23 protein-coding genes are annotated in these 24,969 nt (G+C 72.9%); 14 read left to right on the forward strand and 9 right to left on the reverse strand.

The genetic code is table 11. The annotated features are described in order from the left end of the window. Window position 1 precedes the first annotated feature (1 nt). The 3 genes from xseA to AB0Q99_RS08575 all read left to right on the forward strand — a co-directional run bounded on the left by xseA (window position 2) and on the right by AB0Q99_RS08575 (window position 2,374). Window positions 2-1,294: an exodeoxyribonuclease VII large subunit gene (xseA, locus tag AB0Q99_RS08565; protein ID WP_363569554.1), complete on the forward strand. Its 1,293-nt coding sequence runs from the start codon at window positions 2-4 to the stop codon at window positions 1,292-1,294. Between the two features lie 32 nt (window positions 1,295-1,326). Continuing rightward, on the forward strand, window positions 1,327-1,584 hold the full coding sequence (locus AB0Q99_RS08570; RefSeq protein ID WP_363569555.1) for an exodeoxyribonuclease VII small subunit: 258 nt from the start codon (window positions 1,327-1,329) through the stop codon (window positions 1,582-1,584). A gap of 187 nt (window positions 1,585-1,771) precedes the next feature. Further along, window positions 1,772-2,374, forward strand: coding sequence for a malonic semialdehyde reductase (locus AB0Q99_RS08575; RefSeq protein ID WP_363569556.1), 603 nt, complete (start codon window positions 1,772-1,774; stop codon window positions 2,372-2,374). A gap of 72 nt (window positions 2,375-2,446) precedes the next feature. On the opposite strand, the gene AB0Q99_RS08580 is transcribed toward AB0Q99_RS08575, so the two are convergent. After that, a complete protein-coding gene (locus AB0Q99_RS08580) occupies window positions 2,447-2,983 on the reverse strand; it encodes a DUF4245 domain-containing protein (RefSeq protein ID WP_363569557.1) in 537 nt (178 codons plus the stop codon). 215 nt (window positions 2,984-3,198) lie between these two features. On the opposite strand from AB0Q99_RS08580, the gene glpX reads away from it, so the two are divergent. After that, entirely contained in the window at window positions 3,199-4,239 is a 1,041-nt protein-coding gene (gene glpX / locus AB0Q99_RS08585; RefSeq protein ID WP_030055344.1) for a class II fructose-bisphosphatase, read from the forward strand. A 150-nt stretch (window positions 4,240-4,389) separates the two neighbouring features. On the opposite strand, the gene AB0Q99_RS08590 is transcribed toward glpX, so the two are convergent. Next, window positions 4,390-4,767: a WhiB family transcriptional regulator gene (locus AB0Q99_RS08590; RefSeq protein ID WP_363569643.1), complete on the reverse strand. Its 378-nt coding sequence runs from the start codon at window positions 4,765-4,767 to the stop codon at window positions 4,390-4,392. 320 nt (window positions 4,768-5,087) lie between these two features. Further along, window positions 5,088-5,918: a DUF1707 domain-containing protein gene (locus AB0Q99_RS08595; protein WP_363569558.1), complete on the reverse strand. Its 831-nt coding sequence runs from the start codon at window positions 5,916-5,918 to the stop codon at window positions 5,088-5,090. 146 nt (window positions 5,919-6,064) lie between these two features. Between AB0Q99_RS08595 and AB0Q99_RS08600 the strand changes: the two genes are divergently transcribed. The 3 genes from AB0Q99_RS08600 (at window position 6,065) to AB0Q99_RS08610 (ending at window position 8,393) form a co-directional block, all read left to right on the forward strand. Beyond that, window positions 6,065-7,732: a fumarate hydratase gene (locus tag AB0Q99_RS08600; protein WP_363569559.1), complete on the forward strand. Its 1,668-nt coding sequence runs from the start codon at window positions 6,065-6,067 to the stop codon at window positions 7,730-7,732. A gap of 131 nt (window positions 7,733-7,863) precedes the next feature. Further along, window positions 7,864-8,136, forward strand: a complete 273-nt coding sequence (locus tag AB0Q99_RS08605) for a type II toxin-antitoxin system prevent-host-death family antitoxin (protein WP_363569560.1) — start codon at window positions 7,864-7,866, stop codon at window positions 8,134-8,136. Further along, a complete protein-coding gene (locus AB0Q99_RS08610; protein ID WP_363569561.1) occupies window positions 8,133-8,393 on the forward strand; it encodes a Txe/YoeB family addiction module toxin in 261 nt (86 codons plus the stop codon). The genes AB0Q99_RS08605 and AB0Q99_RS08610 overlap by 4 nt, the downstream gene beginning before the upstream one ends. Before the next feature lie 14 nt (window positions 8,394-8,407). Here AB0Q99_RS08610 and AB0Q99_RS08615 read toward each other — a convergent pair whose 3' ends face one another. Continuing rightward, on the reverse strand, window positions 8,408-9,166 hold the full coding sequence (locus tag AB0Q99_RS08615) for a GntR family transcriptional regulator (protein ID WP_363569562.1): 759 nt from the start codon (window positions 9,164-9,166) through the stop codon (window positions 8,408-8,410). 137 nt (window positions 9,167-9,303) lie between these two features. On the opposite strand from AB0Q99_RS08615, the gene AB0Q99_RS08620 reads away from it, so the two are divergent. Then, complete coding sequence (locus AB0Q99_RS08620; protein WP_363569563.1) at window positions 9,304-9,507, forward strand: hypothetical protein; 204 nt, start codon at window positions 9,304-9,306, stop codon at window positions 9,505-9,507. A 250-nt stretch (window positions 9,508-9,757) separates the two neighbouring features. Here the strand turns inward: AB0Q99_RS08620 and AB0Q99_RS08625 are convergent, their stop codons facing one another. Next, complete coding sequence (locus AB0Q99_RS08625) at window positions 9,758-10,042, reverse strand: hypothetical protein (protein WP_363569564.1); 285 nt, start codon at window positions 10,040-10,042, stop codon at window positions 9,758-9,760. Window positions 10,043-10,256: 214 nt separating this feature from the next. Here AB0Q99_RS08625 and AB0Q99_RS08630 point away from each other — a divergent pair, with 214 nt between their 5' ends. From AB0Q99_RS08630 to AB0Q99_RS08640, 3 genes are all read left to right on the forward strand, one after another. Further along, a complete protein-coding gene (locus tag AB0Q99_RS08630; protein WP_363569565.1) occupies window positions 10,257-13,217 on the forward strand; it encodes a BTAD domain-containing putative transcriptional regulator in 2,961 nt (986 codons plus the stop codon). A gap of 482 nt (window positions 13,218-13,699) precedes the next feature. Continuing rightward, entirely contained in the window at window positions 13,700-14,464 is a 765-nt protein-coding gene (locus AB0Q99_RS08635) for a class I SAM-dependent methyltransferase (protein WP_363569566.1), read from the forward strand. Window positions 14,465-14,518: 54 nt separating this feature from the next. After that, window positions 14,519-16,363, forward strand: a complete 1,845-nt coding sequence (locus AB0Q99_RS08640) for a SpoIIE family protein phosphatase (RefSeq protein WP_363569567.1) — start codon at window positions 14,519-14,521, stop codon at window positions 16,361-16,363. A gap of 88 nt (window positions 16,364-16,451) precedes the next feature. Here AB0Q99_RS08640 and AB0Q99_RS08645 read toward each other — a convergent pair whose 3' ends face one another. Continuing rightward, on the reverse strand, window positions 16,452-18,671 hold the full coding sequence (locus tag AB0Q99_RS08645) for an MMPL family transporter (protein WP_363569568.1): 2,220 nt from the start codon (window positions 18,669-18,671) through the stop codon (window positions 16,452-16,454). Between the two features lie 138 nt (window positions 18,672-18,809). On the opposite strand from AB0Q99_RS08645, the gene AB0Q99_RS08650 reads away from it, so the two are divergent. Beyond that, window positions 18,810-19,433 carry a TetR family transcriptional regulator gene (locus AB0Q99_RS08650; RefSeq protein ID WP_363569569.1) on the forward strand — a complete coding sequence of 208 codons (624 nt, stop codon included), beginning with the start codon at window positions 18,810-18,812 and terminating at the stop codon, window positions 19,431-19,433. Window positions 19,434-19,469: 36 nt separating this feature from the next. Here AB0Q99_RS08650 and AB0Q99_RS08655 read toward each other — a convergent pair whose 3' ends face one another. After that, window positions 19,470-20,441 (reverse strand): LysR substrate-binding domain-containing protein, encoded by a 972-nt coding sequence (locus AB0Q99_RS08655; protein ID WP_363569570.1) that lies wholly within the window; start codon window positions 20,439-20,441, stop codon window positions 19,470-19,472. Window positions 20,442-20,632: 191 nt separating this feature from the next. Between AB0Q99_RS08655 and AB0Q99_RS08660 the strand changes: the two genes are divergently transcribed. After that, complete coding sequence (locus AB0Q99_RS08660) at window positions 20,633-21,184, forward strand: peroxiredoxin (protein WP_363569571.1); 552 nt, start codon at window positions 20,633-20,635, stop codon at window positions 21,182-21,184. A 3-nt stretch (window positions 21,185-21,187) separates the two neighbouring features. Then, window positions 21,188-21,730, forward strand: a complete 543-nt coding sequence (locus tag AB0Q99_RS08665; RefSeq protein ID WP_360260906.1) for an alkyl hydroperoxide reductase — start codon at window positions 21,188-21,190, stop codon at window positions 21,728-21,730. Window positions 21,731-21,856: 126 nt separating this feature from the next. Here the strand turns inward: AB0Q99_RS08665 and AB0Q99_RS08670 are convergent, their stop codons facing one another. Both AB0Q99_RS08670 and AB0Q99_RS08675 read right to left on the reverse strand, forming a co-directional pair. Next, on the reverse strand, window positions 21,857-23,419 hold the full coding sequence (locus tag AB0Q99_RS08670) for an AI-2E family transporter (protein ID WP_363569572.1): 1,563 nt from the start codon (window positions 23,417-23,419) through the stop codon (window positions 21,857-21,859). A 523-nt stretch (window positions 23,420-23,942) separates the two neighbouring features. Next, window positions 23,943-24,683 carry a transglycosylase SLT domain-containing protein gene (locus AB0Q99_RS08675; RefSeq protein WP_363569573.1) on the reverse strand — a complete coding sequence of 247 codons (741 nt, stop codon included), beginning with the start codon at window positions 24,681-24,683 and terminating at the stop codon, window positions 23,943-23,945. Window positions 24,684-24,969 lie beyond the last annotated feature (286 nt).

Consider the following 24,969-nt stretch of genomic DNA (forward strand, 5'->3'; position numbering starts at 1 on the left):
CATGGCCAACACCAGCTCCCCCGAAGCCCCGCTCCCGGTCGGCAAGGTCTCCGCGCTGATCGGCGGCTGGATCGACCGGCTCGGCGCGGTGTGGGTGGAGGGGCAGATCACCCAGCTCAGCCGCCGGCCCGGGGCGGGCGTGGTGTTCCTGACCCTGCGCGACCCGCAGGCGGACGTGTCGCTCACGGTGACCTGCTTCCGCTCGGTGTTCGACCAGGTCGCGGACGTCGTGCAGGAGGGCGCGCGGGTCGTCGTGCACGCCAAGCCGGAGTGGTACGCGGCGCGCGGGCAGCTGTCGCTGCGCGCCTCGGAGATCCGGCCGGTGGGGCTGGGCGAGCTGCTGGCCCGGCTGGAGCAGCTGAAGCGGCGGCTCGCCGGGGAGGGCCTGTTCGCGGCCGAGCGCAAGAGGCCGCTGCCCTTCCTGCCGCAGTGCGTCGGGCTGGTCACCGGGCGCGGCTCGGCGGCCGAGCGGGACGTGCTGGAGAACGCCCGGCGGCGCTGGCCGGCCGTCCGCTTCGAGGTGCGCAACGTCCCGGTGCAGGGGGTCAGCGCGGTGGAGCGGGTGAGCGCCGCGGTGCGGGAGCTGGACGAGCACCCCGAGGTGGACGTGATCATCGTGGCCCGCGGCGGCGGCAGCGTGGAGGACCTGCTGCCGTTCTCGGACGAGGGACTGGTGCGACTGGTCGCGGCCGCCCGGACGCCGGTGGTCAGCGCGATCGGGCACGAGCCGGACCAGCCGCTGCTGGACTTCGTCGCGGACCTGCGCGCCTCGACGCCGACCGATGCCGCCAAACGGGTGGTTCCGGACGTCGGCGAGGAGCTGGCCAAGGTCCGCCAGCTGCGCGACCGCGCCCGCCGGCACGTGCTGTCCCGGGTCGAGCGCGAGCAGCACGGGCTGGACGGGCTGCGCAGCCGCCCGTCGCTGGCCGCCCCGCAGCGGATGCTGGACGGTCGCGGCCAGGAGGTGGAGGGCCTGCTGGAGCGGGCCCGGCGCACCCTGCGGCACCGGCTGGACCACGCGCAGAGCGACCTCGGGCACACCCTGGCCCGGGTGGTCGCGCTCTCGCCTGCGGCCACCCTGGAGCGCGGCTACGCGGTCCTCCAGCGGGCGGACGGCACGGTGGTGACCGACCCGGCTCAGGTCACGCCCGGCGAGGGACTGCACGCCCGGGTGGCGGGCGGCGGCTTCGGGGTCACCGCGGTCGGGAGCACCGAGGCCGGGAGCACCGAGGCCGGGAACACGGCGGCCGATGCCGCCACGACCGGGGTCACCGCCGCCGCCGACGGGGACTGACGCTGTCGGTCCGAGCCCCTACGCTGGCACGCATGGCAGAGCAGCAGGAGCAGCAGGACGCGGCGGCACCGACCCCGGACGACGCGCTGGGCTACGAGCACGCCCGGGACGCGCTGCTGGACGTCGTCCGGCAGCTGGAGAACGGCGGGACGTCGCTGGAGGAGTCGCTGGCCCTGTGGGAGCGCGGCGAGCAGCTGGCCAAGGTGTGCCAGCGCTGGCTGGACGGCGCCCGGGCCCGGCTGGACGCCGCGCTGGCCGCCGAGGAGGGCGGGGCCCCGGGCGACCGGTGAAGCCAGGCCCCCGGTGAGCCGGGTCCCTGGTGAGCCGGGCCGCGGCGGCAAGGGCGGGGCGAGCCGCCCGGAAGTGAGGCGGCTCACATCCGCTTGGGGAATCGTTGAAGATTCACCTATGTTGGAGGAAGTGATCGGCCCCGGCCGGTCGCGCCCACGAACCCCCTCCCGCATGAGGTACAGAAGCATGACCACCGACGCCCTGGTACTCGACGCCGCCGCTCAGGACCTGCTGTTCCGCGAGGCCCGCACCGCGAACACCTTCACCGACGAGCCGGTCTCCGAGGAGCAGGTCCAGGCCATCTACGACCTGGTCAAGTTCGGCCCGACCGCCTTCAACCAGCAGCCGCTGCGCGTCGTCCTGGTCCGCTCGGCCGAGGGCCGCGAGCGCCTCGTCCAGCACCTGGCCGACGGCAACAAGGCCAAGACCTCCGCCGCCCCGCTGGTCGCCATCCTGGCCGCGGACAACGAGTTCCACGAGGAGCTGCCGACCCAGTTCCCGCACTTCCCGCAGGCGAAGGACGTGTTCTTCTCGGAGCGCAGCGTCCGTGAGCGGTCCGCCACGCTGAACGGCGCCCTGCAGGCCGCCTACTTCATCATCGGCGTGCGCGCCGCCGGCCTGGCCGCCGGCCCGATGACCGGCTACGACGCCGAGGGCATCAACAAGGAGTTCTTCGGCGACGGCGAGCACTCGGTGCTGGCCGTGGTCAACATCGGCAAGCCGGGCGACGACGCCTGGTTCCCGCGTTCGCCGCGCCTGGCCTACGACGAGGTCGTCACCACCGTCTGACGCGCCCCGTGCGCAAGGGCCCCGCACCGGTTCGTCCGGTGCGGGGCCCTTCGGCGTTCCTGCGGGCCGGCGCTACTTGAGCGCCTGCGCCAGCTCGGCCAGCTCCTCGTAGGAGGCGGTGCCGGCGAGCACGGTGGTCCCGGAGCCGGTCTGCGCGGTCAGCGCGCGGGCCTTCTCGCCCTGGACCCGGTCCCAGGTGCGGCCGGCCACGTCGGCGGCACCGTCCGGCTTGCCGCCCGCGACCTTGTCGGCGAGCAGCGAGTCGCGCGGCGCGTCGCTCTGCTCGACCGCCGCGTACTGGCCGGAGGGCGTCACGAAGCCCAGGTGCCAGGAGTTGCCCTTGCCGTTGCTCTGGTCGGCCGAGCGGTAGCTGACCGAGGTGGCCCGCCACTTGTCGGACAGGCTGTCCGGGGAGAGCAGCGGGTACGGCGCGGCACGCTTGGCGGTGGCCGCGGCCACCTTGTACTCGACCACGTGCACCGGGTCGCTGTTGGCGTCGTGCGGGAGGAACAGGTACCCGATCCAGACGACGAAACCGACCGCCAGCATCGACAGGACCATGTCCCGTACGGTCTGGCGGCCCCTCATGCCCTTGCTCTCTGCAGCCACCCCCACATGGTGACTCATGCACGTCCCGGCAGTGCCACCCGGGGTGTCCACGAACGGGTGAACCGGGACGAACCGGTGGTTTCCGCCGGTGCACGGCGACCCGCGCCACAGACAGTCATCTCGTGGGCAGATACGATCGCAGAACCCTCACCACGGCGTTCGACCAGGCAGTAGTCGGGCGCTCACTGGCCGTCGCGTACAGAGAGGTAACGACGATGACCACGCAGTACCCGCACCACCTTCCCAGTGCCCTGGAGGTCGCGCCCGAGGCTCCGGACCGGAACCTCGCGCTCGAACTCGTCCGGGTCACCGAGGCAGCCGCCATGGCGGCCGGCCGGTGGGTCGGACGTGGCGACAAGAACGGCGCGGACGGTGCCGCCGTGAAGGCGATGCGCACCCTCGTCTCGACCGTCTCGATGAACGGCGTCGTCGTCATCGGCGAGGGCGAGAAGGACGAAGCCCCGATGCTCTACAACGGCGAGCGGGTCGGCGACGGCACCGGCGCCGAGTGCGACGTCGCGGTGGACCCGGTGGACGGCACCACCCTCACCGCCAAGGGCATGAACAACGCCGTGGCCGTGCTGGCCGTGGCCGACCGCGGCACCATGTTCGACCCCAGCGCCGTGTTCTACATGGACAAGCTGGTGGCCGGGCCGGAGGCCGCCGAGTTCGTCGACATCACCGCCCCCGCGGCGGTCAACATCCGCCGGGTCGCCAAGGCCAAGGGCAGCGCCGTCGAGGACGTCACCGTCGTCGTGCTCGACCGCCCGCGCCACGACGGCCTGGTCCGGGAGATCCGCGAGGCGGGCGCCCGGATCAAGTTCATCTCCGACGGCGACGTGGCCGGCGCCATCATGGCCGCCCGCGAGGGCACCGGCGTCGACCTGCTGATGGGTATCGGCGGCACCCCGGAGGGCATCATCGCCGCCTGCGCGATGAAGTGCATGGGCGGCGTGATCCAGGGCCGACTGTGGCCCAAGGACGACGCCGAGCGGCAGAAGGCGCTGGACGCCGGCCACGACCTGGACCGGGTGCTCACCACCGACGACCTGGTCAGCGGCGAGAACGTGTTCTTCGTCGCCACCGGCATCACCGACGGCGAGCTGCTGCGCGGCGTGCACTACCGCTCGGAGACCGCCACCACCAGCTCGCTGGTGATGCGCTCCAAGAGCGGCACGATCCGCGAGATCAACTCCACCCACAAGCTCTCGAAGCTGCGGGCCTACAGCGCGATCGACTTCGACCGCGCCAACTGACGCCCGGCCCGGCACCCGGACCGACACCCGGCGAACGGCGCGTCCTGCGGACAGCAGGCAGCGGCCCCGGCGGAATCCCCCTCCGCCGGGGCCGCGGCGCGTCCGGCCCCGGGCCCGCGGCCCCCCGGCCCCCGGGTCTTCGGCCCGCCGTCACCCGGCTATCCGGCTCCGCGCGGCCGCCGTCACCCGGGCCGCCTCGCGCAGCTCCGCGTCCCGGCGGCGGCGCCGGGCCAGCACCACCCGCCGCTCGGCGGCCGTCAGCCCGCCCCAGACCCCGTACGGCTCCGGCTGGGCCAGCGCGTGCTCGCGGCACTCCAGCAGCACCGGGCACCGGGCACAGACCTGCTTGGCCTGCTCCTCCCGGGACAGCCGGGCCGCCGTCGGCTCCTTGGAGGGAGCGAAGAACAGCCCCGCCTCGTCCCGCCGACACGCCGCACCGGTGTGCCAGGGGTTGTCCTCGCCCGCCGGGGCGCCGGCCGGACCGCCCGGGGGCTGCGGCTGTGGGCGGACGTCGCGGCGGCGTTCCAGCAGCTGCGCGGCGGCGACTGGCGAGGTGGTGCGGGACTCGATCGGATGCAGCACGGCCGTACTCCTGACGAGGCTCTCGGACACGGGGAACCCCGCTCCCCTGCCCGGCTGCGAGCCCCCGCTGTCCAACCCCCCGGAACGGCCGCTGGGCCGCCTCCGGTGCGCAGCCGTACAAGAAGCGATGTGCGGAAGGAACTACCCCGCCCGCCCGCGATTCATGCACACTGCACGCAATCGACTACGGAGTGCACCCGGCTGCAAAGCCGAACGCCCGACCGGGAGTTGATCCACGGCCGGGCGCTACGCAAGGTCAACGGGTTTTACTCGGCGCCGAGTTGGCGGCGTGCCCATTCCTTGAGCTTCTTGCCCCGGCGCGGCTTGGCGGTGCAACCGCCGAACAGCGCAAGGCCCTTGACCCGGACGATCGGAGCGTACGGATCCGCGGCGGTCTGCTCGCGGACGTCGAAACCGCCGAACAGGCCGACCCCGCTTCCCTCCAGGCTGACGTTCTCCGGCACCCGGACATCGACCCCGCCGAACATCGCCATGACCACGATCTCCACCTCGGGAGACTCGAAGACGGCGTCGCTCAGGTCGATCTCCACCCCGCCGAACACGGCGAAGGCCCTCAGGTGCGACCCCACCCGCCAACGGCCCTTGCGGGCCGCGCCGCCGAAGACCGCCACCACGGCGGGCGACTCCTGGCGCGCGGGCGGCTGGGGCGTCGCGACCGCCGAACCCAGCGGCGGCTTCTCGAAGGACAGCGGCCGGGCCGGCAGGTCCCGGGTCAGCGGCACCAGGTCGCCGAAGGTCTTGGCGGCGTACGCGGCCTCGATGCGCTCCGCGTGCTCGTCCGCGTCCAGGCGGCCCTCGGCGTAGGCGTCCCGCAGCAGTTCCGCGACCTTCTCGCGGTCGGCGTCCGAGGCGCGCATCTCCAGGTCCGCCACCGGCGCGGGCGGCTGTCGCGGCTGGAGCGGCTGGGCTTCGGGCTTGAGCTCGGGCTTGAGCTCGGGCTTGAGTTCCGGCGTGAACCCGGGCGTGACCTCGGGTTCTGCCTGGGCCTTTGCCTCCGGCCCGAGTTCGGACTTGGTCATCGGTACGGGCGCCGGCACCGGCTGCCCCGGATCGTCGTGCGACGGCGAGTTGTCCACGGGGCCAGCCTAGTCGCTCGCACTGGTGCCCGAGTGAGCCCGGTCACGCAAGGCTGACCTGTCCGCGTCCCGCCTCCGGCCGGGTCCTACCCTGGATGGTGCTTCGCCGACGCAGCCGGACCACTGGACACCTAAGGACCGCCCCGATGGCTCCCACGCCAGACTTCGAGTACAGCGACCTGCTCCCCCTGGGCGCTGACCCGACCCCGTACCGCAAGCTCACCTCCGAGGGTGTCTCCACCTTCGAGGCGGGCGGTCGCACCTTCCTCCAGGTCGAGCCCGAGGCGCTGCGGCTGCTGACGGCCGAGGCGATGCACGACATCTCGCACTACCTGCGCCCGGCCCACCTCGCCCAGCTGCGCCGCATCCTGGACGACCCGGAGGCCAGCCCCAACGACCGCTTCGTCGCGCTCGACCTGCTGAAGAACGTCAACATCTCGGCCGGCGGCATCCTCCCGATGTGCCAGGACACCGGCACCGCGATCGTCATGGGCAAGCGCGGCCAGAACGTGCTGACCTCCGGCGCCGACGAGTCCGCCATCGCGCGCGGCGTGTACGACGCGTACACCAAGCTCAACCTGCGGTACTCCCAGATGGCCCCGGTGACCACCTGGGACGAGAAGAACACCGGCAACAACCTGCCGGCCCAGATCGAGCTGTACGCCACCGACGGCGACGCGTACAAGTTCCTCTTCATGGCCAAGGGCGGCGGCTCCGCCAACAAGTCGTACCTGTACCAGGAGACCAAGGCCATCCTGAACGAGGCGAGCATGCTCTCGTTCCTCGAGCAGAAGATCCGCTCCCTCGGCACCGCGGCCTGCCCCCCGTACCACCTGGCCATCGTGATCGGCGGCACCAGCGCCGAGTTCGCGCTGAAGACCGCCAAGTACGCCTCGGCGCACTACCTGGACAACCTGCCGACCTCGGGCAACGCCAAGACCGGCCACGGCTTCCGCGACCTGGAGCTGGAGGCCAAGGTCACCGAGCTGACCCAGAAGATCGGCATCGGCGCCCAGTTCGGCGGCAAGTACTTCTGCCACGACGTGCGCGTGGTGCGCCTGCCCCGGCACGGCGCCTCGCTGCCGGTCGCCATGGCCGTCTCCTGCTCCGCCGACCGCCAGGCGCTGGGCAAGATCACCGCCGAGGGCGTCTTCCTGGAGCAGCTGGAGACCGACCCGGCGAAGTACCTGCCGGACACCACCGACGAGCACCTCGACGAGGACGTGGTGCGCATCGACCTCGACCAGCCGATGTCCGCGATCCGCGCCGAGCTCTCCAAGTACCCGGTGAAGACCCGTCTCTCGCTCACCGGCACCCTGGTCGTCGCCCGCGACATCGCCCACGCCAAGATCAAGGAGCGCCTGGACGCCGGCGAGGGCATGCCCAAGTACCTCCAGGACCACCCGGTCTACTACGCGGGCCCGGCCAAGACCCCCGAGGGCTACGCCTCCGGCTCCTTCGGCCCGACCACGGCCGGCCGGATGGACTCCTACGTCGACCAGTTCCAGGCGGCCGGCGGCTCGATGGTCATGCTGGCCAAGGGCAACCGCAGCAAGCAGGTCACCGACGCCTGCGCCGCGCACGGCGGCTTCTACCTCGGCTCGATCGGCGGCCCGGCGGCCCGCCTCGCCCAGGACTGCATCAAGAAGGTCGAGGTGCTGGAGTACGCCGAGCTCGGCATGGAGGCCGTCTGGCGCATCGAGGTCGAGGACTTCCCGGCGTTCATCGTGGTGGACGACAAGGGCAACGACTTCTTCCGCGAGACCACCGAGGGCCCGCTGATCACCAACCTGCGGGTCCGCTCCAAGGAGTAGCCGCGCACCCCGCACGCCCCCTCACCGCCCCGGCCGCCCCCCGCGACCGGGGCGGTTCTTTCATGGCATGTGGTACGGAAATCCCGTACCATCACAGTACGGCTTTTCAGTACTGACATGGAGGCACGTCGATGGCGATCAGCGCGAGCGAGGCCCGCACCCAGCTCTTCCCGTTGATCAAGAAGGTCAACGACGATCACGCGCCCGTGAGAATCACCTCGAAGAGCGGCGACGCGGTCCTCATGTCCGCCGAGGACTACGACTCCTGGCAGGAGACGATCCACCTCCTGCGCTCCCCCGCGAACGCCCGGCGGCTCATGGAGGCCGTCGCCCGCGACCGGGCGGGACACCCGGGCGTCACCAGGACCGTGGAGGAACTGGACGCCCTGGCGGGTGAGGTGTGAGGAGCGTTCATTTCGACCCGGACGCCTGGGAGGACTTCCTGTTCTGGCTCGGATCGAACCGGAAGGTGGCTCAGCGGATCACCCGCCTGATCGGCGAGATCCAGCGCGATCCGTTCAGCGGGATCGGGAAGCCCGAGCCCCTGAAGGGCGATCTGGCCGGCTACTGGTCACGCCGGATCGACGACGAGCACCGGCTGGTGTACCGAGCCGACGAGAAGGAAGTGAAGGTTCTCAAGGCCCGCTACCACTACCAGTAGCAACCGCCCGGCGGTCAGGCGTCGAAGTCGTACTCCAGGACGTACGAGGCGGCGTCCAGGATCATCTCGTTGAGCTCGACCACCTGGCCCTCGTCGGCGAAGGCGGTGCGGCAGATCAGGATCACCGGGGTGCCGGCGGACAGCTCCAGGCGGGTGGCCTCCTCCCCGCCGGGCATCCGGGAGCGGACCTCCTCGCGGAAGTGCACGGGCTTGGCGCCGATCTCGGCCAGCCGGGCGTAGGTGCCGCCCGGGCCGGTGTCCTCGCGGGTGATGGCGGTGCCGGCGACCAGGACGGCGGGCAGGTAGGAGGTGGAGAGCAGCACCGGCTTGCCGTCCAGGACGAAGCGGCGGTGCCGTACGCACATCGGGGCGCCCGGGTCCACCCCGAGCACCCGGGCCACGTGCTCGGGCGCGCCCTGCTCGGTGACGGACACCTGGTCGACCACCAGGCTGCGGTTGTCGATGTCCGCCGACCATATCGACCGGCCGGACCCCCACTGCCCCTGCGCCAGCCGCTGGATGCCGCGCCGGCGCAGCGGCCGGAAGTCCCGCACGAACACCCCGGCGCCGCGGCGCGCCTCGGCGATGCCCTCGCTCTGCAGCACGCCCAGCGCCTGGCGGGCCGTCATCCGGGCCACGCCGTACTCGTCCATGAGGTCGTTCTCGCCGGGCAGGCGGTCACCGGCGCGGTAGCGGCCGGCGTCGATGGCCGCCTTCAGCGCCTCGGCGATCCGCTGGTACTTGGGCTGCTTGTCGCCACTGCTGCCGGTCATCGCCGCTCCCTCTGCCTCGGACAAATCGTAGGCGCGCCCGCGGCCGCCAGTAAGCAGATACGACCGTTGACATCTCTAGAGATTTTAGCTTCTCTAGAGATGCTGGCCAGTCGCCTACCAGAGCGAGGAGCAGCACGGTGAGCACTCGACAGCACGACGCCCGGGCCTACCTGCCACAGGTGGGCGAACTCGTCCTCGACCGCAGGGCCGGACGCACCGGCATCTACATGGGCACCATCGGCGGCGAGCACTACCTGCGCCCCGAGGGCGGCGGCCGGGAATGGACCGCCGAACCGCACCACGTCTCACCCGTTCCCGGGCCCCGCGATTCGGCGGAATGAGATCAGCACAGGAAATTGCGGAAGAATCCACGCGAAAACCTACATTTCGGACCCGCAATCCCCCGATGAATCCGGAATTCCGGAACGCCCCCGGATCGACCGTCGGGCACGTTACGGATATCTCCCGTCACCATGCGTGCACCGGGGGCGGGAATCGGCCACCGACACACCGGCGCACGAACCGGCGTGCCCATAACCGGGAGTGCCCCCGCGCCCGGACGGGGGCACGGGGGCACTCGGGCGGCGCGACTTACGGGTGGCCGCCGACGACGCTCTCCGGAACGTACTTCTTGCCCGGGTCGCCGGTGGCCGGCGCGGTGGGCTCCACCACGTGCTCGGCCTCGTCACCGAAGAGGTCACCCTCGATCTCGGTCTTCTGGGCGTCCGACGGCGCGGCGTACTCGGTCGGGTCGGAGGACGCGGCGACCGCGCCCTCGACCGCCTTGCCCGCCTCCACAGCGGCGGCCGGGGCCTCGGTCTTCGCCACGTTCTCGGGCATCGACGCCACCGGGGTCTCGCTCTGGTCGTTGGCCATGGGGCGGCCACCTTTCGATCATCAAATGTGTCCAGCCCGGCCTCCGTGGCGCGGGCGCGGGGACAGTATCGTAGGTTTGATTAAATGTCCGATAAACATCGTGTGGCTTGCGCTGCCGTCCGGCAGAGTCGGGCGTCCGCCTAAGCTGAAGCACCGCGGCGGACCGCCGAGCGCCCATTCACGGAATCGACACCACAGGCCATCGGGGGACTTCATGGAATTTCGGGAGACGACGCAGACCTCTGCGCTGCGCTTCCAAGTCCTCGGTCCGGTCCAGGCCTGGCTCGACGGCAAACCCCTCTCCCTCGGCTCCCCCCAGCAGCAGGCCGTCCTGACCGCCCTTCTGCTGCATTCCGGACGCCCGGTCACCACGCAGGACCTGGTCGACGCGCTCTGGGGCGAACGGCCTCCGGCCCAGGCCGTGGCCGCGCTCCGCACCTACGTCTCCCGTCTGCGCTCCGTCATCGAGCCGCGGCGGGAGGTGCGTCGGCCCGCCGAACTGCTGGTCTCGGTCGCCGACGGCTACGCGCTGCGCATCCCGGGCGAATCCCTCGACCTGGCGGTCTTCGAGCGGCTCTCGGCCGAGGCCGCGGCCGCCCGGACCGCCGGCGACAAGCGCGAGGCGCACCGGCTGCTGGCGCAGGCGCTGGACCTGTTCAGCGGCCGTCCGCTCACCGGCATCCCCGGCCCCTACGCCGAAGCCCAGCGGGTGCGGCTGGCCGAGCGCCAGGCCGCCGCCGCCGAGGAGCTGTGCGCCGCCGCGCTCGACGTCGGCCTGCACGCCGAGATCGTCGGGGAGCTCAACAGCCTGACGGCCGAGCACCCGCTGCGCGAGCGCCTGCGCGAACTGCTGATGCTGGCGCTGTACCGCTGCGGACGCCAGGCCGAGGCGCTCGGCGTCTACTCCGACACCCGCAAGCTGCTGATCGAGGAGCTCGGGGTCGAGCCCGGCACCGGCCTGTCCACGATGCACACCCGCATCCTGGCGGCCGATCCCACGCTCGCGGTCCCGGCGGCCCCCGCTTCCGCCGCCCGCGAGGACGGCCCGGCCGGAACCCCCGCCCCCGCCCAACTCCCCGCCGACGTCTCGGACTTCAGCGGCCGCACCGAGCTGGTGGGCGACCTCTCGACGGTCCTGATGAACGCCACCGGCCAGGCCGTGGTGGTCACCTCGCTGGCCGGTATCGGCGGTGTCGGGAAGACCACCCTGGCCGTCCACGTCGCCCACCGCGTCCGTGCCGAGTTCCCGGACGGGCAGCTGTACGTCGACCTGCGCGGAGCCGGTGCCTCCCCGGCCGACCCGGTGGTCGTCCTGGGCGACTTCCTGCACGCGCTCGGCGTCACCGAGAACCCGGACTCGCTCGAACAGCGGGCCGCTCTCTACCGCTCGCTGCTCGCCAACCGGCGGATGCTCATCCTGCTCGACAACGCGCGCGACGCCGAGCAGATCCGGCCGCTCATCCCGGGCGTCTCCGGCTGCGCCGTGCTCGCCACCAGCCGGTCCCGGCTGGCCGGCATCCCGGGCGCGCAGCTGTTCGACGTCGAGGAACTGACCCCGTCCGAGGCGCTGGCGCTGTTCTCGGCCATCGTCGGGGAGCAGCGGGTCGCCGCCGAGCCGGAAGCCGCCATGCAGGTGGTCACCGCCTGCGGCTTCCTGCCGCTGGCCGTCCGGATCGCCGCCGCCCGGCTGGCCAGCCGGCCGCGCTGGAGCGTCTCCGACCTGGCCAGTCGGTTAGCCGACCAGCGACGGCGGCTGGACGAACTCCAGCTCGGCAACCTCGCCGTGGAGACCACCATCGGCCTCGGCTACGGGCAGCTGTCCGTGGACGAGGCCCGCGCCTTTCGGCTCCTCGCCCTGATCGACTCCCCCGACATCCCGCTGGCCGCCGCCGCGGCGCTGCTCGGCGTGGACGAGTACACCGCCGAGGACCTCGCCGAGGCGCTGGTCGAGGCGAACATGCTGGAGTGCTTCACCCCGGGCCGCTACCGCTACCACGACCTGCTCCGGCTCTACGCCCAGCGGCAGAACGAGCGGATCGGGGACGCCGGGGAGCAGGAGCGGGCGGTACTGCGGCTGCTCCACCTGCTGATCCCGACCGTGCGCAACGCGGCCCAGGTCATCGAGCCGGACGATCCGCTGCCGGAGTTGCTGACCACGCTCACCTCGCCGGGTCTCGACCTGCCGACGCCCCAGACCGCCCGGGACTGGCTCGGTACCGAAGGGGCCCTGCTGCTCAGCGCCGTCGAGGCCGCCGCGAGCGGCCCCGGCACCCTCCAGCACGCGGCCGTCGACCTGCTGAACTACCTGTTCAGCATCGACCCGGACCCGACCCGCGGCCCACGCGCGCTCCGGGTCCTCCAGGCCATCGGCGAGGACGCTCAGCAGCGCGACGACTCGGCCGGGATCGCCCGGGCGTACTTCGCCCTCGGCACCCTGCAGTCCGTCACCAGCGACTTCCAGGGGTCCGAACAGTCCTTCCGCCGGAGCCTGGAACACCAGTTGCCGGACGAGCCGACCGTCATGTTCCTGGCCACGGCCAACATGCTGGGTGTGATCCTGAGCGTGGGCAACCGCCCGGCCGAGGCCCTGCCGTTCCTGGAGCAGGCCCTGGCCACCAGCCAGGCCGTCGGTGCGCCGATCCTCGAAGCGCGGGTCGTCAGCAACATAGCCCGGGTGCAGCACCGCCTCGGCATGACCGAGACGGCGATCCGCTCCGCCGGGGACGGCGTCTCCGCCGCACGAACGTCCAAGAACGGCCCGCTGCTCGCCCAGACCCTCTACCAGCTGGGCGTGGTGCTCTCCGGCATCGAGGCCGTCCCCCATCTGCGCGAGGCCCACCGGCTCTACCAGTCCCAGCGGAACCCCCTCTGGGAGGGCTACACCCTGGCCCGGCTCGCCTCCGCCCTGCTCGTCTCCGAGCAGCACACCGAGGCCGCCGAGGCGGCCGGCGAATCGCTGGCGATCGGGCAGGAGATGGGCTCCGCCTTCTGCCAGGGCCTGGCCAACGCCGCGCTGGGCGAGGCACTGCTGGCCCTCGCCCAGCCCGCACGCGGACTCGCGTGCCTCCAGGAGGCGCACGCGATCTTCACGCGGCTCGGTGTGCCAGAGGCCTCCCCCGTGGCGGACCTCATCGCCAAGCAGCACACCGAGCCCCTCTCTCCCCCCGCGCCGTGAGGCCTCCGTCCCCCCACGGAGAACCTCCCCCGTTCCGCGCGTCGGCGCTCCCGCAGCCCCCCGGCTGCGGGAGCGCCCTCAACGCTTCCCCGGCGCTGGACTCCACTGTGCACCCCGCCGATTGACGTTCGATAAACGCCCGATAGTCAGTCTGCGGATCAACGAAACCGCAGGTCGACGACGCCACCCCAGCGCGCCGTACGGAGTGCGGGGCCTCGCGCACCACCCCGGCCCGCACCGTCGTGCTCCCGCAACCCCGGCCACATCGACCCAAGTGCGACGAGTTGGCCGGAAAGGGACCCCATGACGCAGTGATCACGCATATTCTCGGATTCCAGTACGCACACGAGTGTCTGCCGGGAAGGCGCCGGGGCGCAGTCCGTCCGTGTGCTGCGGGGAGCGTGACACACCGCCACCGGTAGCGGCTCGCGAGGCCGCCGCGGAGCCGGCCGGGGGCCACGGGTGGAAGGGTGCCTCTCAACGTGACGACCGGACAGATATCCGACGCGTTCGGCGTCGGCGAGGACGCGGGGGACGACGAGCCCGAGGTACGGCGGCGCCGGGCGGCCCGGGCCCTGCAGGCGGTCGCCTTCGACACCATCGGCGCGGGGTACGGCGAGGCCTTTCCCGCCAAGGACGGACAGCTGGCCTGCGGCCTGCGGCTGCTGGCCGGGCTCGAACCCGGGGCCCGGGTGCTGGACGTGGGCTGCGGCACCGGTGAGCCGACCGTCCGCCAGCTGACCGGGGCCGGCCTGCGGGTGACCGGCGTGGACCTCTCCGACGTGATGCTCGCCCTCGCCCGGCAGGCGGCCTTCCCCGGCGCATTCCCGCCGGTGTTCCATCGGATCGACCTGTACGATCTGGCCACCGAGCGCGCCGGCCGGGTCTGGAACGCCCCCGGGCTCGGCCCGGACGGCCACGGCGGTTTCGCCGCCGTCACCGCGTTCTTCTCGCTGATCCTGCTGCCGCAGGACGAGATCCCGACCGTGCTCCGGCGGCTGCGCGAGCTCCTCCGGCCGGGCGGACTGCTGGCACTCGGTATGGTCGAGGCGGACCTGGATCACGTTCCGCTTCCGTTCCTTGGCAGAGAGCTGCGGATCAGTGGGTATCTGAGGGAGGATCTGGAGCGGGTCCTGGTCGCGGCCGGCTTCGCCGTCGAGGAGTGCTCGGGGCATCCGTACGCGCCGGCCAGTACCTCGCTGCCGCCGGAGGAACAGCTGTTCCTGTGCTGTCGACGCGTCGGCTGATCGACCGACCGACCGGAAAACCCACCGACCACACCGAATCCAGGACAGGCAGCCGTGCGCGACCAGCTCAAGACCGAGGCGGAGCAACCGTCCGCCGTCCCGGGCCAGCGCCGCCAGGTCCCGGTCCGGGCGCAGGCTCCGGCGAAGCCGCCGGCCGCGCGGCCGGAACGCGCCGAGGTGGCGGACCGCCTCGCCTACCTCGACTCGGCGACCCGGCGGATCAACAGCGCCCTCGACCTGGGCGCGACGCTGCGCAACATCGGCCGGGTGCTGGTCCCGACGCTGGCCGACGCCGCCGTGGTCCACCTGCGCGACCCGCTGCCCAATGTGGAACGCGAGCCCGGTTTCCCGGAGGAGCTGCGGATCCACCACAGCACCGGCACCCGGATCGGCCGCCGCGGCCGGCCCAGCGGCTTCGACGACCGGCGCCGCTCCCGCTACGGCGGCCGCTCGACCGCCGACAGCGGGCCGGCCACCCCGGTGACCCGCGGCGGGGCGCTCGCGCACGCCCTGCTGAGCCGCCGCCCCGCCGAAGCGGCCGTCCTCGGCACGCCCGGCGCCGAGCGCACCGAGGCGCTGCTGCGCGAGCTGTACGGCACCCGCGGGGTGGCCCGGCTGGCCGCGGGCACCTCCGTCCTCGCCCTTCCGCTGCGCGGCCGCAAGGCCGTCCTCGGGCTGCTGGTGCTGATCCGCCGCCCCCCTGAACGCACCGGCCGCCCCGCCTTCGACCCCGCGGACACCGCGACCGCCGCACACCTCGCCACCCAGGCCGGGCTGGCCGTGGACACCGCCCTGCGGTACGCCCGCGAGTGGGAGATAGCCAACGAACTGCAGCGCAGCATGCTGCCGTTGCGGCTGCCGCAGCCGCACGGCGTCCGGCTCGCCCAGCGCTACCTGCCCGGCGAGCGCGGCGCGCAGGTCGGCGGCGACTGGTACGACGCCGTCCCGCTGCCCGGCAACCGGGTCGCCCTGATCGTCGGCGACGTGATGGGCCACTCGCTCACCTCGGCCGCCATCATGGGCCAACTGCGCACCAGCGCACAGACCTTGGCCGCCCTCGACCTGCCGCCGCACGAGGTGCTCTACCACCTGGACGAGCAGGCCCAGCGGCTCGGCCGCGAACAGCACCTGGCCACCTGCGTGTACGCGGTCTACGACCCGATCGCCAACCGGGTGGTCATGGCCAACGCCGGGCACGTCCCGCCGGTGCTGGTCCGCCCGGACGGCACGGCCGAACTGGTGGAGCTGGACTCCGGGGCCCCGATCGGGGTCGGCGGGGTGGACTTCAACTCGGTCGAACTGCCCGCGCCGCCCGGCTCGGCACTGCTGCTGTTCACCGACGGCCTGGTGGAGACCCGCAGCCGCCCGATCAGCGACGGCCTGGAGGTGCTGCGCGCCCGGATCGCCGCCGCCCGCTGGCAGTCCCCCGAACAGCTGTGCCAGGAGGCGCTGCGGATCCTGCCGCCCGGCGACCGCGGCGACGACATCGCGCTGCTCGGCGCCTGCTTCGACGGCATCCCGGCCGGGGACGTCGCGCACTGGTACCTGCAGCCGCGCAACGAGACGCCGGGCCGGGCCCGCCGACTGGCCGTCCACACCCTGCGCCGCTGGGGGCTGGAGGAGCTCAGCGCGGCGACCGAGCTGATGGTCAGCGAGCTGGTGACCAACGCCGTCCAGCACGCGACCCGGCCGGTCACCCTGAGCCTGGTGCGCACCACCCGGCTGCGCTGCGAGGTCGGCGACGACAGCCCGCTGCTGCCGCGCCCGCGCCGGACCGGCGCGGAGGACGAACGCGGGCGCGGGCTGCAGATCGTGGCCCGGTGCGCGGACCGCTGGGGCGCGACCCGGCTGGGCACCGGCAAGGTGGTCTGGTTCGAGCAGCGGCTGCCGCAGCCGTAAGCGGCTACGGGGCCGCACGGCGCCGGAACCCGACCGGGCGCCCGGCGGGGGATCCCACCGGACGCCCGCACAGGGGTGTCGGACCGGGTCAGACCCCCGCCGACTCCTTCGCCCGCGTCTTCTCCGGCCCCTGCCCCGGCTCCTCCGCAGGCTGCTCCGCCAGCCGCGCGATCAGCTGCTCACCCTCCATGTCCACCTTCGGCACGACCTTCTCCAGCGGCTTCGGGAACCACCAGGCGGCCCGGCCGAACAGCGCCATCGCGGCCGGGACCAGCGCCATCCGCACCACGAAGGCGTCCACCAGCACGCCCACCGCGAGGGCGAAGCCGATCGGCTGGACGATCGGGTCGTGGCCGAAGACGAAGGCGCCGAACACCGAGACCATGATCAGCGCGGCTGCCGTCACCACCCGGGCGCCGCCCTTGACCCCGCCCACGACCGCCTCGCGCGGCGCCTTGCCGTGGACGTGCTGCTCCTTCATCCCCGAGACCAGGAACAGCTCGTAGTCCATCGCCAGCCCGAACAGCACGCCGATCAGCAGGATCGGCACGAAGCTGACCACCGGGCCGACCTTCGGCACGTCGATCAGGCCGTCCAGCCAGCCCCACTGGTAGACCGCGACCACCGCGCCGAGCGAGGCCCCGATGCTGAGCAGGAAGCCCAGCACCGCCTTGAGCGGCACGAGCACCGAGCGGAAGGCCAGCGCGAGCAGCACCAGCGCGATGCCGACGATCACCGCGACGAACGGCGGCAGGGCCTGGCCCAGCTTGGTGGAGACGTCGATGTTGGCGGCGGTGGTGCCGGTGACGGCGATGTCCGCGCCGGTCGCCGCCTTCAACTCCCCGCGCCGGTCACGGATCTCGTTGACCAGCGCCTTGGTGTCCCCGTGGTCCGGGCCGGTCCGCGGGATGACCGGGACGAGCGCGGTCCGGCCGTCCTCGGCGACCTGCGGCGGCAGCAGCGTCCGGACGCCCTTCAGGGTCTGCAGCTCGGCCGCCACGCCCTGCACCGCCTGCTCGGGCCGCGACGCGCCGTGGGCGTCCACGACCACCACCAGCGGCGCGTTGAAGCCCGGCCCGAAGCTGCCGCTGACCAGGTCGTACGCCTTGCGCGCGTCCGTCCCGACGGCCTGCGAGCCGCCGCCCGGCAGACCGAGGTCCAGGCTCGCCGCGGGCACCGCCATGACGCCGAGCCCGGCCAGTCCGACGAGTAGGACGGGCAGCGGGCGGCGGACCACGAAGCGGGCCCAGCGCTCGCCCACGGTGACCCGGCCGCCGGTGCGCAGCGCCCGCTTCCAGACCGGCAGCCGGTCGATGGCGCGGCCGACGAGGCCCAGCACCGCGGGCAGCAGCGTGATCGCGACCAGGACGGCCACCACGACGGCGGCGGAGGCGGCCAGGCCCATCACGGTGAGGAACGGGACGCCCGCGACGGCCAGCCCGGCGAGCGCGACGACCACGGTCAGCCCGGCGAAGACGACGGCGCTGCCGGCGGTCGCGGTGGCCCGGGCTGCGGCCTCCTCCGGTTCCAGGCCCTCGTCCAGGTGGCGACGGTGGCGGAACAGGATGAACAGCGCGTAGTCGATGCCGACCGCGAGGCCGACCATCAGGGCCAGCACCGGCGCGGTGGTGATGATCCGGAACGAGCCGGTGAGCGCCAGCAGTCCGGCCATCGCCACACCGACGCCGACCAACGCGGTCAGCAGCGGCAGCCCGGCCGCGACCAGCGTCCCCAGGGTGATCACCAGCACCACCCCGGCCACCACCAGGCCGATCGACTCGGAGCCGCCTTCGATCTGGGCGAGCTTGTTGTACGCGTCGCCGCCGAAGGCCACGTCCAGTCCGGCCGCGCGGGCCGGTTCGGCGGCCGCCCTGACCGCGTCGCGCTGCTGGTCGGTGACGTCGGCGAGCTTGCGGTCGAAGGAGACCAGGGCGATCGCGACCCGCTGGTCCGGTGAGACGGCGCCGGTGGCGTACGGGTCGGGCACCGCGGCCACTCCGGGGACCTGGGCGATCCGGGCGACGGCCCGGCCGACCGCCTCGGCCGCCCCGGGCGCGGTGGCGCCGCCGGGTGCCGGGGCGGCGAAGACGACCTGGGCGGAGCCGTGGCCCTGCGCCGGGAAGGTGTCCTTGATCCGGTCCAGCGTGCTCTGCGCCTCGGTGCCGGGCACCGTGAACTCGTCGCTGGTCTTGCCGGCGAAGGCGCCCGCGGCCCCGCCGATCGCGATCAGCACGGCGATCCAGACGGCCAGGACGGCGCGCCGCCGCCGGAAGCAGAAGCGGCCCAGTCGGTACAGGTACGTGGCCATGGGCGGTCCCTCGGGGTCGGTCAGGGCAGGTCGGCTCCCACCGTACGCGCAAGTTTGTCGCGTGACCAAGTCGACCGACAGGTGCGAATGACAGGATCACTCGACGCAGTTGCCCGCCCGTGGCGATACCCTGGCTGAATGGCTCATGTCCCCGCCTCCGAACGCCGCCCGCAGCTGGTCCAGGCCGCCATCGACCTGATGGCCCGGGAGGGGATCGCGGCCGGCAGCACCCGGGCGATCGCGGCCGAGCTGGGTGTGGCACAGGCGACGGTGCACTACACCTTCGGCACCAAGAAGGACCTCTACCGGGCCGTGGTCGAGCAGCTGACCGCCGAGTTCATCGGCCACGTCCGCGACGCCTACCCCGGCGACGGCTCCTTCGCCGAGCAGGTCAGGACACTGGTCCACGCGCTCTGGGAGAGTTCGACCGGCCCGGACGGGCGCTGCGTGCTGCTCACCGAGTTCTCGGCACTGGCGATGCGCGACCCGGAGCTGCAGGAGATCATGCGGGCCCTCCAGCAGGAGACCGAGGGCACCGCGACCGAGATGATCACCGCCCTCGCCGACGCGCACGGCCTGCGGCTCGCCGCGCCCGCCGAGGAGATCGCGGTCCACTTCCTGACCGGCTTCAACGGCCTGACCGACCGTTACCTGTCGCTGCGCGCCCCCGGCGAGCAGCCCGGCCCGGACACCCTGCGGGCCCTGGACGTGCTGGTGGCCTCGGCGGTCGGGCTCTGCCTGGGCACGCCCGCCGCCCTCTGACCGACAGACCCGCCGACCCCCCGAACCCCCGAACCGCTAGGAGGCGGCGGCCCCCGCGGGGCCCACGATCCGGACCGGCAGCTCGACCAGCACCTCGCGCAGCGCCGCCGCGAAGCGCTCGTACTCGGCACCGCGGGCCGAGCCCGGACGGACCGCCAGCCCGATCCGGCGGCCGGGCGCCGGGGCGGCGAAGCGGACGGCGGCCAACCGGTCGGTGCGCCCGGCCTCGACGTCCAGTGCGGTGGCGGGCAGCAGGGTCACCCCGAGGCCGCCGGCGACCAGCTGGACCAGGGTGGACAGGCCGGCCGCACGGGTGGTCGAGCCCCCCGGGTCGGCGCCGACCTCGCGACAGATGTCCAGCGCCTGGTCGCGCAGGCAGTGGCCCTCCTCCAGCAGCAGCACCTCCAGGTCGAGCAGCACGTCGCGCGGGACGTCGATCCGCCCGGCGAGCGGGTGGCCGGGCGGGGTGACCAGGACGAAGTCCTCGTCGAACAGCGGGATGTCCAGGGTCGGCGAGGTCCCGCCGGCCGGGAGCGCGAGCAGCAGCACGTCCAGCCGCCCGGCCGCCAGCCCCTCCAGCAGCGAGGGGGTGCGCTCCTCGTGGACGTGCAGCTCCAGCTCCGGGAAGCGGTCGCGGACCAGCCGCAGCACGGTGGGCAGCAGGTAGGGCGCGACGGTCGGGATGACACCCAGGTGCAGCGGCCCGGTGAACGGACGGCGGGCGGCCTCGACCTCCTCGGTGAGGGCCTGCAGCGAGGCGAGCACCCGGCGGGCATGGGCGTGCACGCGTTCCCCCAGCGGCGTGACGATCACCTTGCGCGTCGTACGCTCTACCAGCTGCGCGCCCAGCGACTCCTCCAGTGCCGCGACCGCCCCGGACAGCGCCGGCTGGCTGGTCCCGGTGGCGGCGGCGGCCTCCCGGAAGTGCCGGTGCTCGGCCACCGCGACGAAGGCCCGCAGCTGGGCGACGGTCGGGGTGCGCGGGCTGCGCGCTGTGGTGCTCGACACAGTCGGGTCGCCCTTGGGGGCGGCGCCCCGCCGGGATCCCGGCCGCGACGTGGGGGATTCGATACTGATAACAATCTCCGATCAGACACATCCAGTGTAGCTATTTCCCTGATCAGTCCACGATGTGGAATCGTGAAGCGTGTCCGGAATCCGGACAAAGCTCCCCTCATCTCACTTCAGGAGAAGCGAACGTGCTCACGATCGGTGACAAGTTCCCCGAGTTCGACCTCAAGGCCTGTGTCGACCTGGACGCCGCGAACGCCTTCGCCGACATCAACCACAAGTCCTACGAGGGCAAGTGGAAGGTCGTCTTCTTCTGGCCGATGGACTTCACCTTCGTCTGTCCGACCGAGATCGCCGCGTTCGGCAAGCTGAACGACGAGTTCGCCGACCGCGACGCCCAGATCCTCGGCGTCTCCGGCGACTCCGAGTTCGTGCACCACGCCTGGCGCAAGGACCACAAGGACCTGCGCGACCTGCCCTTCCCGATGCTGGCCGACGTCAAGCACGACCTGATGCGCGACTGCGGCGTCGAGGGCGCGGACGGCACCGCCCAGCGCGCCGTCTTCATCGTCGACCCGAACAACGAGATCCAGTTCGTCATGGTGACCGCCGGCTCCGTCGGCCGTAACCCCAAGGAGGTCCTGCGGGTGCTGGACGCCCTGCAGACCGACGAGCTGTGCCCGTGCAACTGGACCAAGGGCGAGGACACCCTCGACGCCCAGGCCCTGCTGGCGGGCTGACCCATGGCCCTCGACGACCTGAAGGCCGCCCTCCCGGACTACGCCAAGGACCTCAAGCTCAACCTGGGCTCGGTCATCGGCAACTCCGACCTCCCCGCCCAGCAGCTCTGGGGCACCGTGCTGTCCTGCGCGATGGCCACCCGCAGCCCCGGTCTGCTGCGCGAGCTGGAGCCCGAGGCGAAGGCGAACCTCTCCCCCGAGGCGTACACCGCCGCCAAGGGCGCGGCCGCGATCATGGGGATGAACAACGTCTACTACCGGACGCTGCACCTGCTCTCCGACAAGGAGTACAGCACGATGCGGGCCGGTCTGCGGATGAACATCATCGGCACCCCGGGCGTCGAGAAGGTCGACTTCGAGCTCTGGTGCTTCGCGGTCTCGGCCATCAACGGCTGCGGCCAGTGCCTCGACTCGCACGAGGCCGTCCTGCGCAAGGCCGGCGTCGACCGCGAGGTCGTCCAGGCCTCGATGAAGATCGCCGCCGTCCTGCAGGCCGTGGCCGGCGTCCTCGACTCCGAGGCCGCCCTCGCCGCCGTCACCGCCTGACGCACCCGGCACCGCGAGCGGGCCCCTCCCGGACACCACGTCCGGAAGGGGCCCGCCGCCGTTTCCGGCCCCGGTGCGGTGCACCGGCGGCGGGTCGGCCCCCGTGACGGGTCGGCCCGTGACGGTTCAGTCCGTGACGGGTCGGGCCGGATGCGCCGCCGGGCCGGGATGGGCGGCGGGGTGGGTGGCCGCGGTGCGTTCGGCGGCTTCGCGGGCGGCTTCGAGGGCGGTGAAGACGGCCTGGCCGGCCTCGTTGCGGCGGCGCAGGTGGCTGATCACGGTGTTGGTGACGGCGATCAGCGGAACGGCCACGACCGCACCGCCGATGCCGCCGATGATGCCGCCGGCCGCGACGCCGAGGACCACGCCCAGCGGGTGCACCCGGACGGCCCGGCCCAGGATCAGCGGCTGCAGGATGTGGCTCTCGACCTGCATCACCGCGATCAGCACCACCAGCACCATCAGCGCCGTCCACACCCCCTGGGTGACCAGGGCGATCAGCACCGCGACGGTGCCGGTGACCAGCGCGCCGACCAGCGGGACGAAGGCGCCCAGGAAGATGATCACCGCCAGCGGCATCGCCAGCGGCACGCCCAGCAGGTCGATGCCGATCCCGATGCAGACCGCGTCGATGAAGGCCACGCAGACCGTGCCGCGCACGTAGGCGGTGAGCGTCGCCCACGCCTTCGGGCCGGCGCCGGCCATCGCGAAGCGGGACTGCCGGGGCAGGCCGCGCAGCGCCCAGGACCAGATCCGCTCGCCGTCGTAGAGGAAGAAGAAGGTGGTGAAGAAGGTCATCAGCAGCGCGGTCAGCACCTCGACGGCGATCTGCGCACCGGTGATCGAGGCCGAGGTGAGCTGATCGGTGTTGGTGGTGATCGCCTTGGTGATCTGGTCGGCGAAGTCCTTGATCTGCTGCTGGGTCAGGTGCAGCGGCCCGGTGATCAGCCAGTCCCGCAGCTGGTTGACGCCGTCCTTGACCTGGGTGGTGACGTCCGGCAGGTTGGTGCTCACCTGCCAGACCACGAACCAGCCGACCAGCCCGATCCCGGCCAGACCGCTCATGAACACCACGCCGGCCGCCAGCGAGCGCGGTGCCCCCCGCCTGCGCAGCCAGGACACCGAGGGTTCCAGCAGGGCGGCGATCAGCAGCGAGGCCAGCACCGAGAAGGCGACCAGCCGCAGCATGTCGACCACGTAGAAGACGACGTAGAGCGCGGCTCCGAGCAGCAGCAGCCGCCAGGTCGACTCGGCGGCCACCCGCAGCCCCCACGGCACCGCCTCGGCGGGGGTGGCGGGCCGGCCGGGGTGGTACTCGCGGCCGAGCCCGGCGTGCGCGGTGGGGGCGGCCGGGGCGGCGGCGGGCGCGGCGGCCTCGGCGACCGCCGCATCCGCCGGCACAGCCGGTGCCGGGGCGGAGTCGGTCCGGGGAACCGGCACCGGGCCGGGTGCCTCCACCACGGCCGACCCCGGCCCCTCGGCCAGGGCGCGCGTCCCGGCCAGGGCGTGCGCGTCGGTCAGGGCGTTCGCCTCGGCGAGCGCGCGTTCCTCGGAGAGCCCGGGGACGGCGAGTTCGTGCGGGTCGGCCGCCATCGCGGCGCGGCGGCGCCGTTCGATCACGGCGACCGCGCTCGCCACCACGGCCATGCCCTTGGCCACGGCCTTGAAGGCCTTTCCGCCCCGCGCCATCCTCGCTACCACCGCTCCCCTGCCCGGTCCGCCGTACACGGCGGTACGCCGCGGGTCCCGCCGCGGCCGTCAGGGATGACGCTACCCGGCGAGGGCGCGGCGAGTCCGGCCACCGGCGGGTTCGATGGGAACGCTCCGCCCCGAGATACCGGATGAATCACCATGTTTCAGATGGTTTCGGACGCACTTCGCTGGGGAGGAGTCGGGACGAGACCCCGGAGGCCGCCCCTCCGGGAGCACCGGGAGCCAACCGCCGGCGGACCGGCCGGTGCGGGAAGCCACCAGGACCCCTTCCCGCACCCCGCGTCCGCACCCAGGACCGCACCGCCCGAGAGCGCACTGGTCAGCGCAGCCCGGGCGGCGCGGTTCGCTTCTTCCCTCCCCCGGCCCCCGGCCACCCCTTCCCCTTCCCCACCCGCACCCGACCGTGCCCGGGAACGGCGACGGCCCCCGGGCCGCCCGCCCGGGAAGGGTGAGCGGCCCGGGGGCCGTACGGAGTGCGCCGCCGGGGCGGCAGCCGCTCCTAGTACCAGTTGTGCGCCTGCCAGAACGACCAGGCACCACAGGGGCTGCCGTAGCGGCTGTTCATGTAGCTGAGGCCCCACTTGATCTGGGTGGCCGGGTTGGTGCGCCAGTCGGCACCGGCCGAGGCCATCTTGGTGCCGGGCAGCGCCTGGACCAGACCGTACGCGCCGGAGCTCTTGTTGGTCGCGGTGTAGTCCCAGCCGCTCTCGCGCTTCACGATCTGGCTGAAGCACTGGAACTGGGCGTCGTCGCCGACGATCTGCCGCGCCAGGTCCTGGACCGAGCCGGGGCTGACCGAGACCGGGGGGGCACTGTCGTCGACGGCGGTCATCGCCGAGCGGGCCTTCGACCGGTTGGCGGCCTCGGCGGCAGCCTTGCGCTGGTCGTCGGCCGCCTTGGCGGCCTTGTCCGCGTCGGCCTTGGCCTGAGCGTCGGCCTTCGCCTGGGCGTCCGCGGCGGCCTTCTGGCGCGCGGCCTCCTCGGCGGCCTTCTGCTCCGCTGCGGCCTTGGCCGCGGCGTCGGCGGATGCCTGCTGGGCGGATGCCTGCTGGCCGATGTTGTCACTGATGGTCTGCGCCTGGGCGCCAGAGGGGACTTCGGCAAGCAGGGTCGCGCCGGCGACATCGACCGTCTGCGTCGTCTTGCCCTCGCTGCCCGAGGCCATGCCCACGACGGCACCGACAGCGGTGACGGCGGTGGCGGAGGCCACAGCGACTCCCCGGACCGAGATCCGAGTCACATGGATTCCTTCCAGCATCGCCCACGCGTGACCGTGCGGGCGCAACATGCCCCTTGGCACGGACCTCCGCAGGTGCTCTGGTCACGGGAGGTGCTGGCCCGGCGTCCGGACGAGTTGAGGCGACCGGGCGTTGGAATCGGGCGGCGTACGGCTTTTCGGTCTTCAATTGTGCGTCCACCGACCGGAGTTGGTGGACCTTCCGGGGCCTGACTCCCGGCGTCCGGAAGCCCTGCCGCGCCGTACGCGGGGCCTGACAGAACCCTCACCATGCCGCACCGGACACGGT

It is taken from the genome of Kitasatospora sp. NPDC086791, assembly GCF_040685975.1.
GTDB lineage: Bacteria > Actinomycetota > Actinomycetes > Streptomycetales > Streptomycetaceae > Kitasatospora.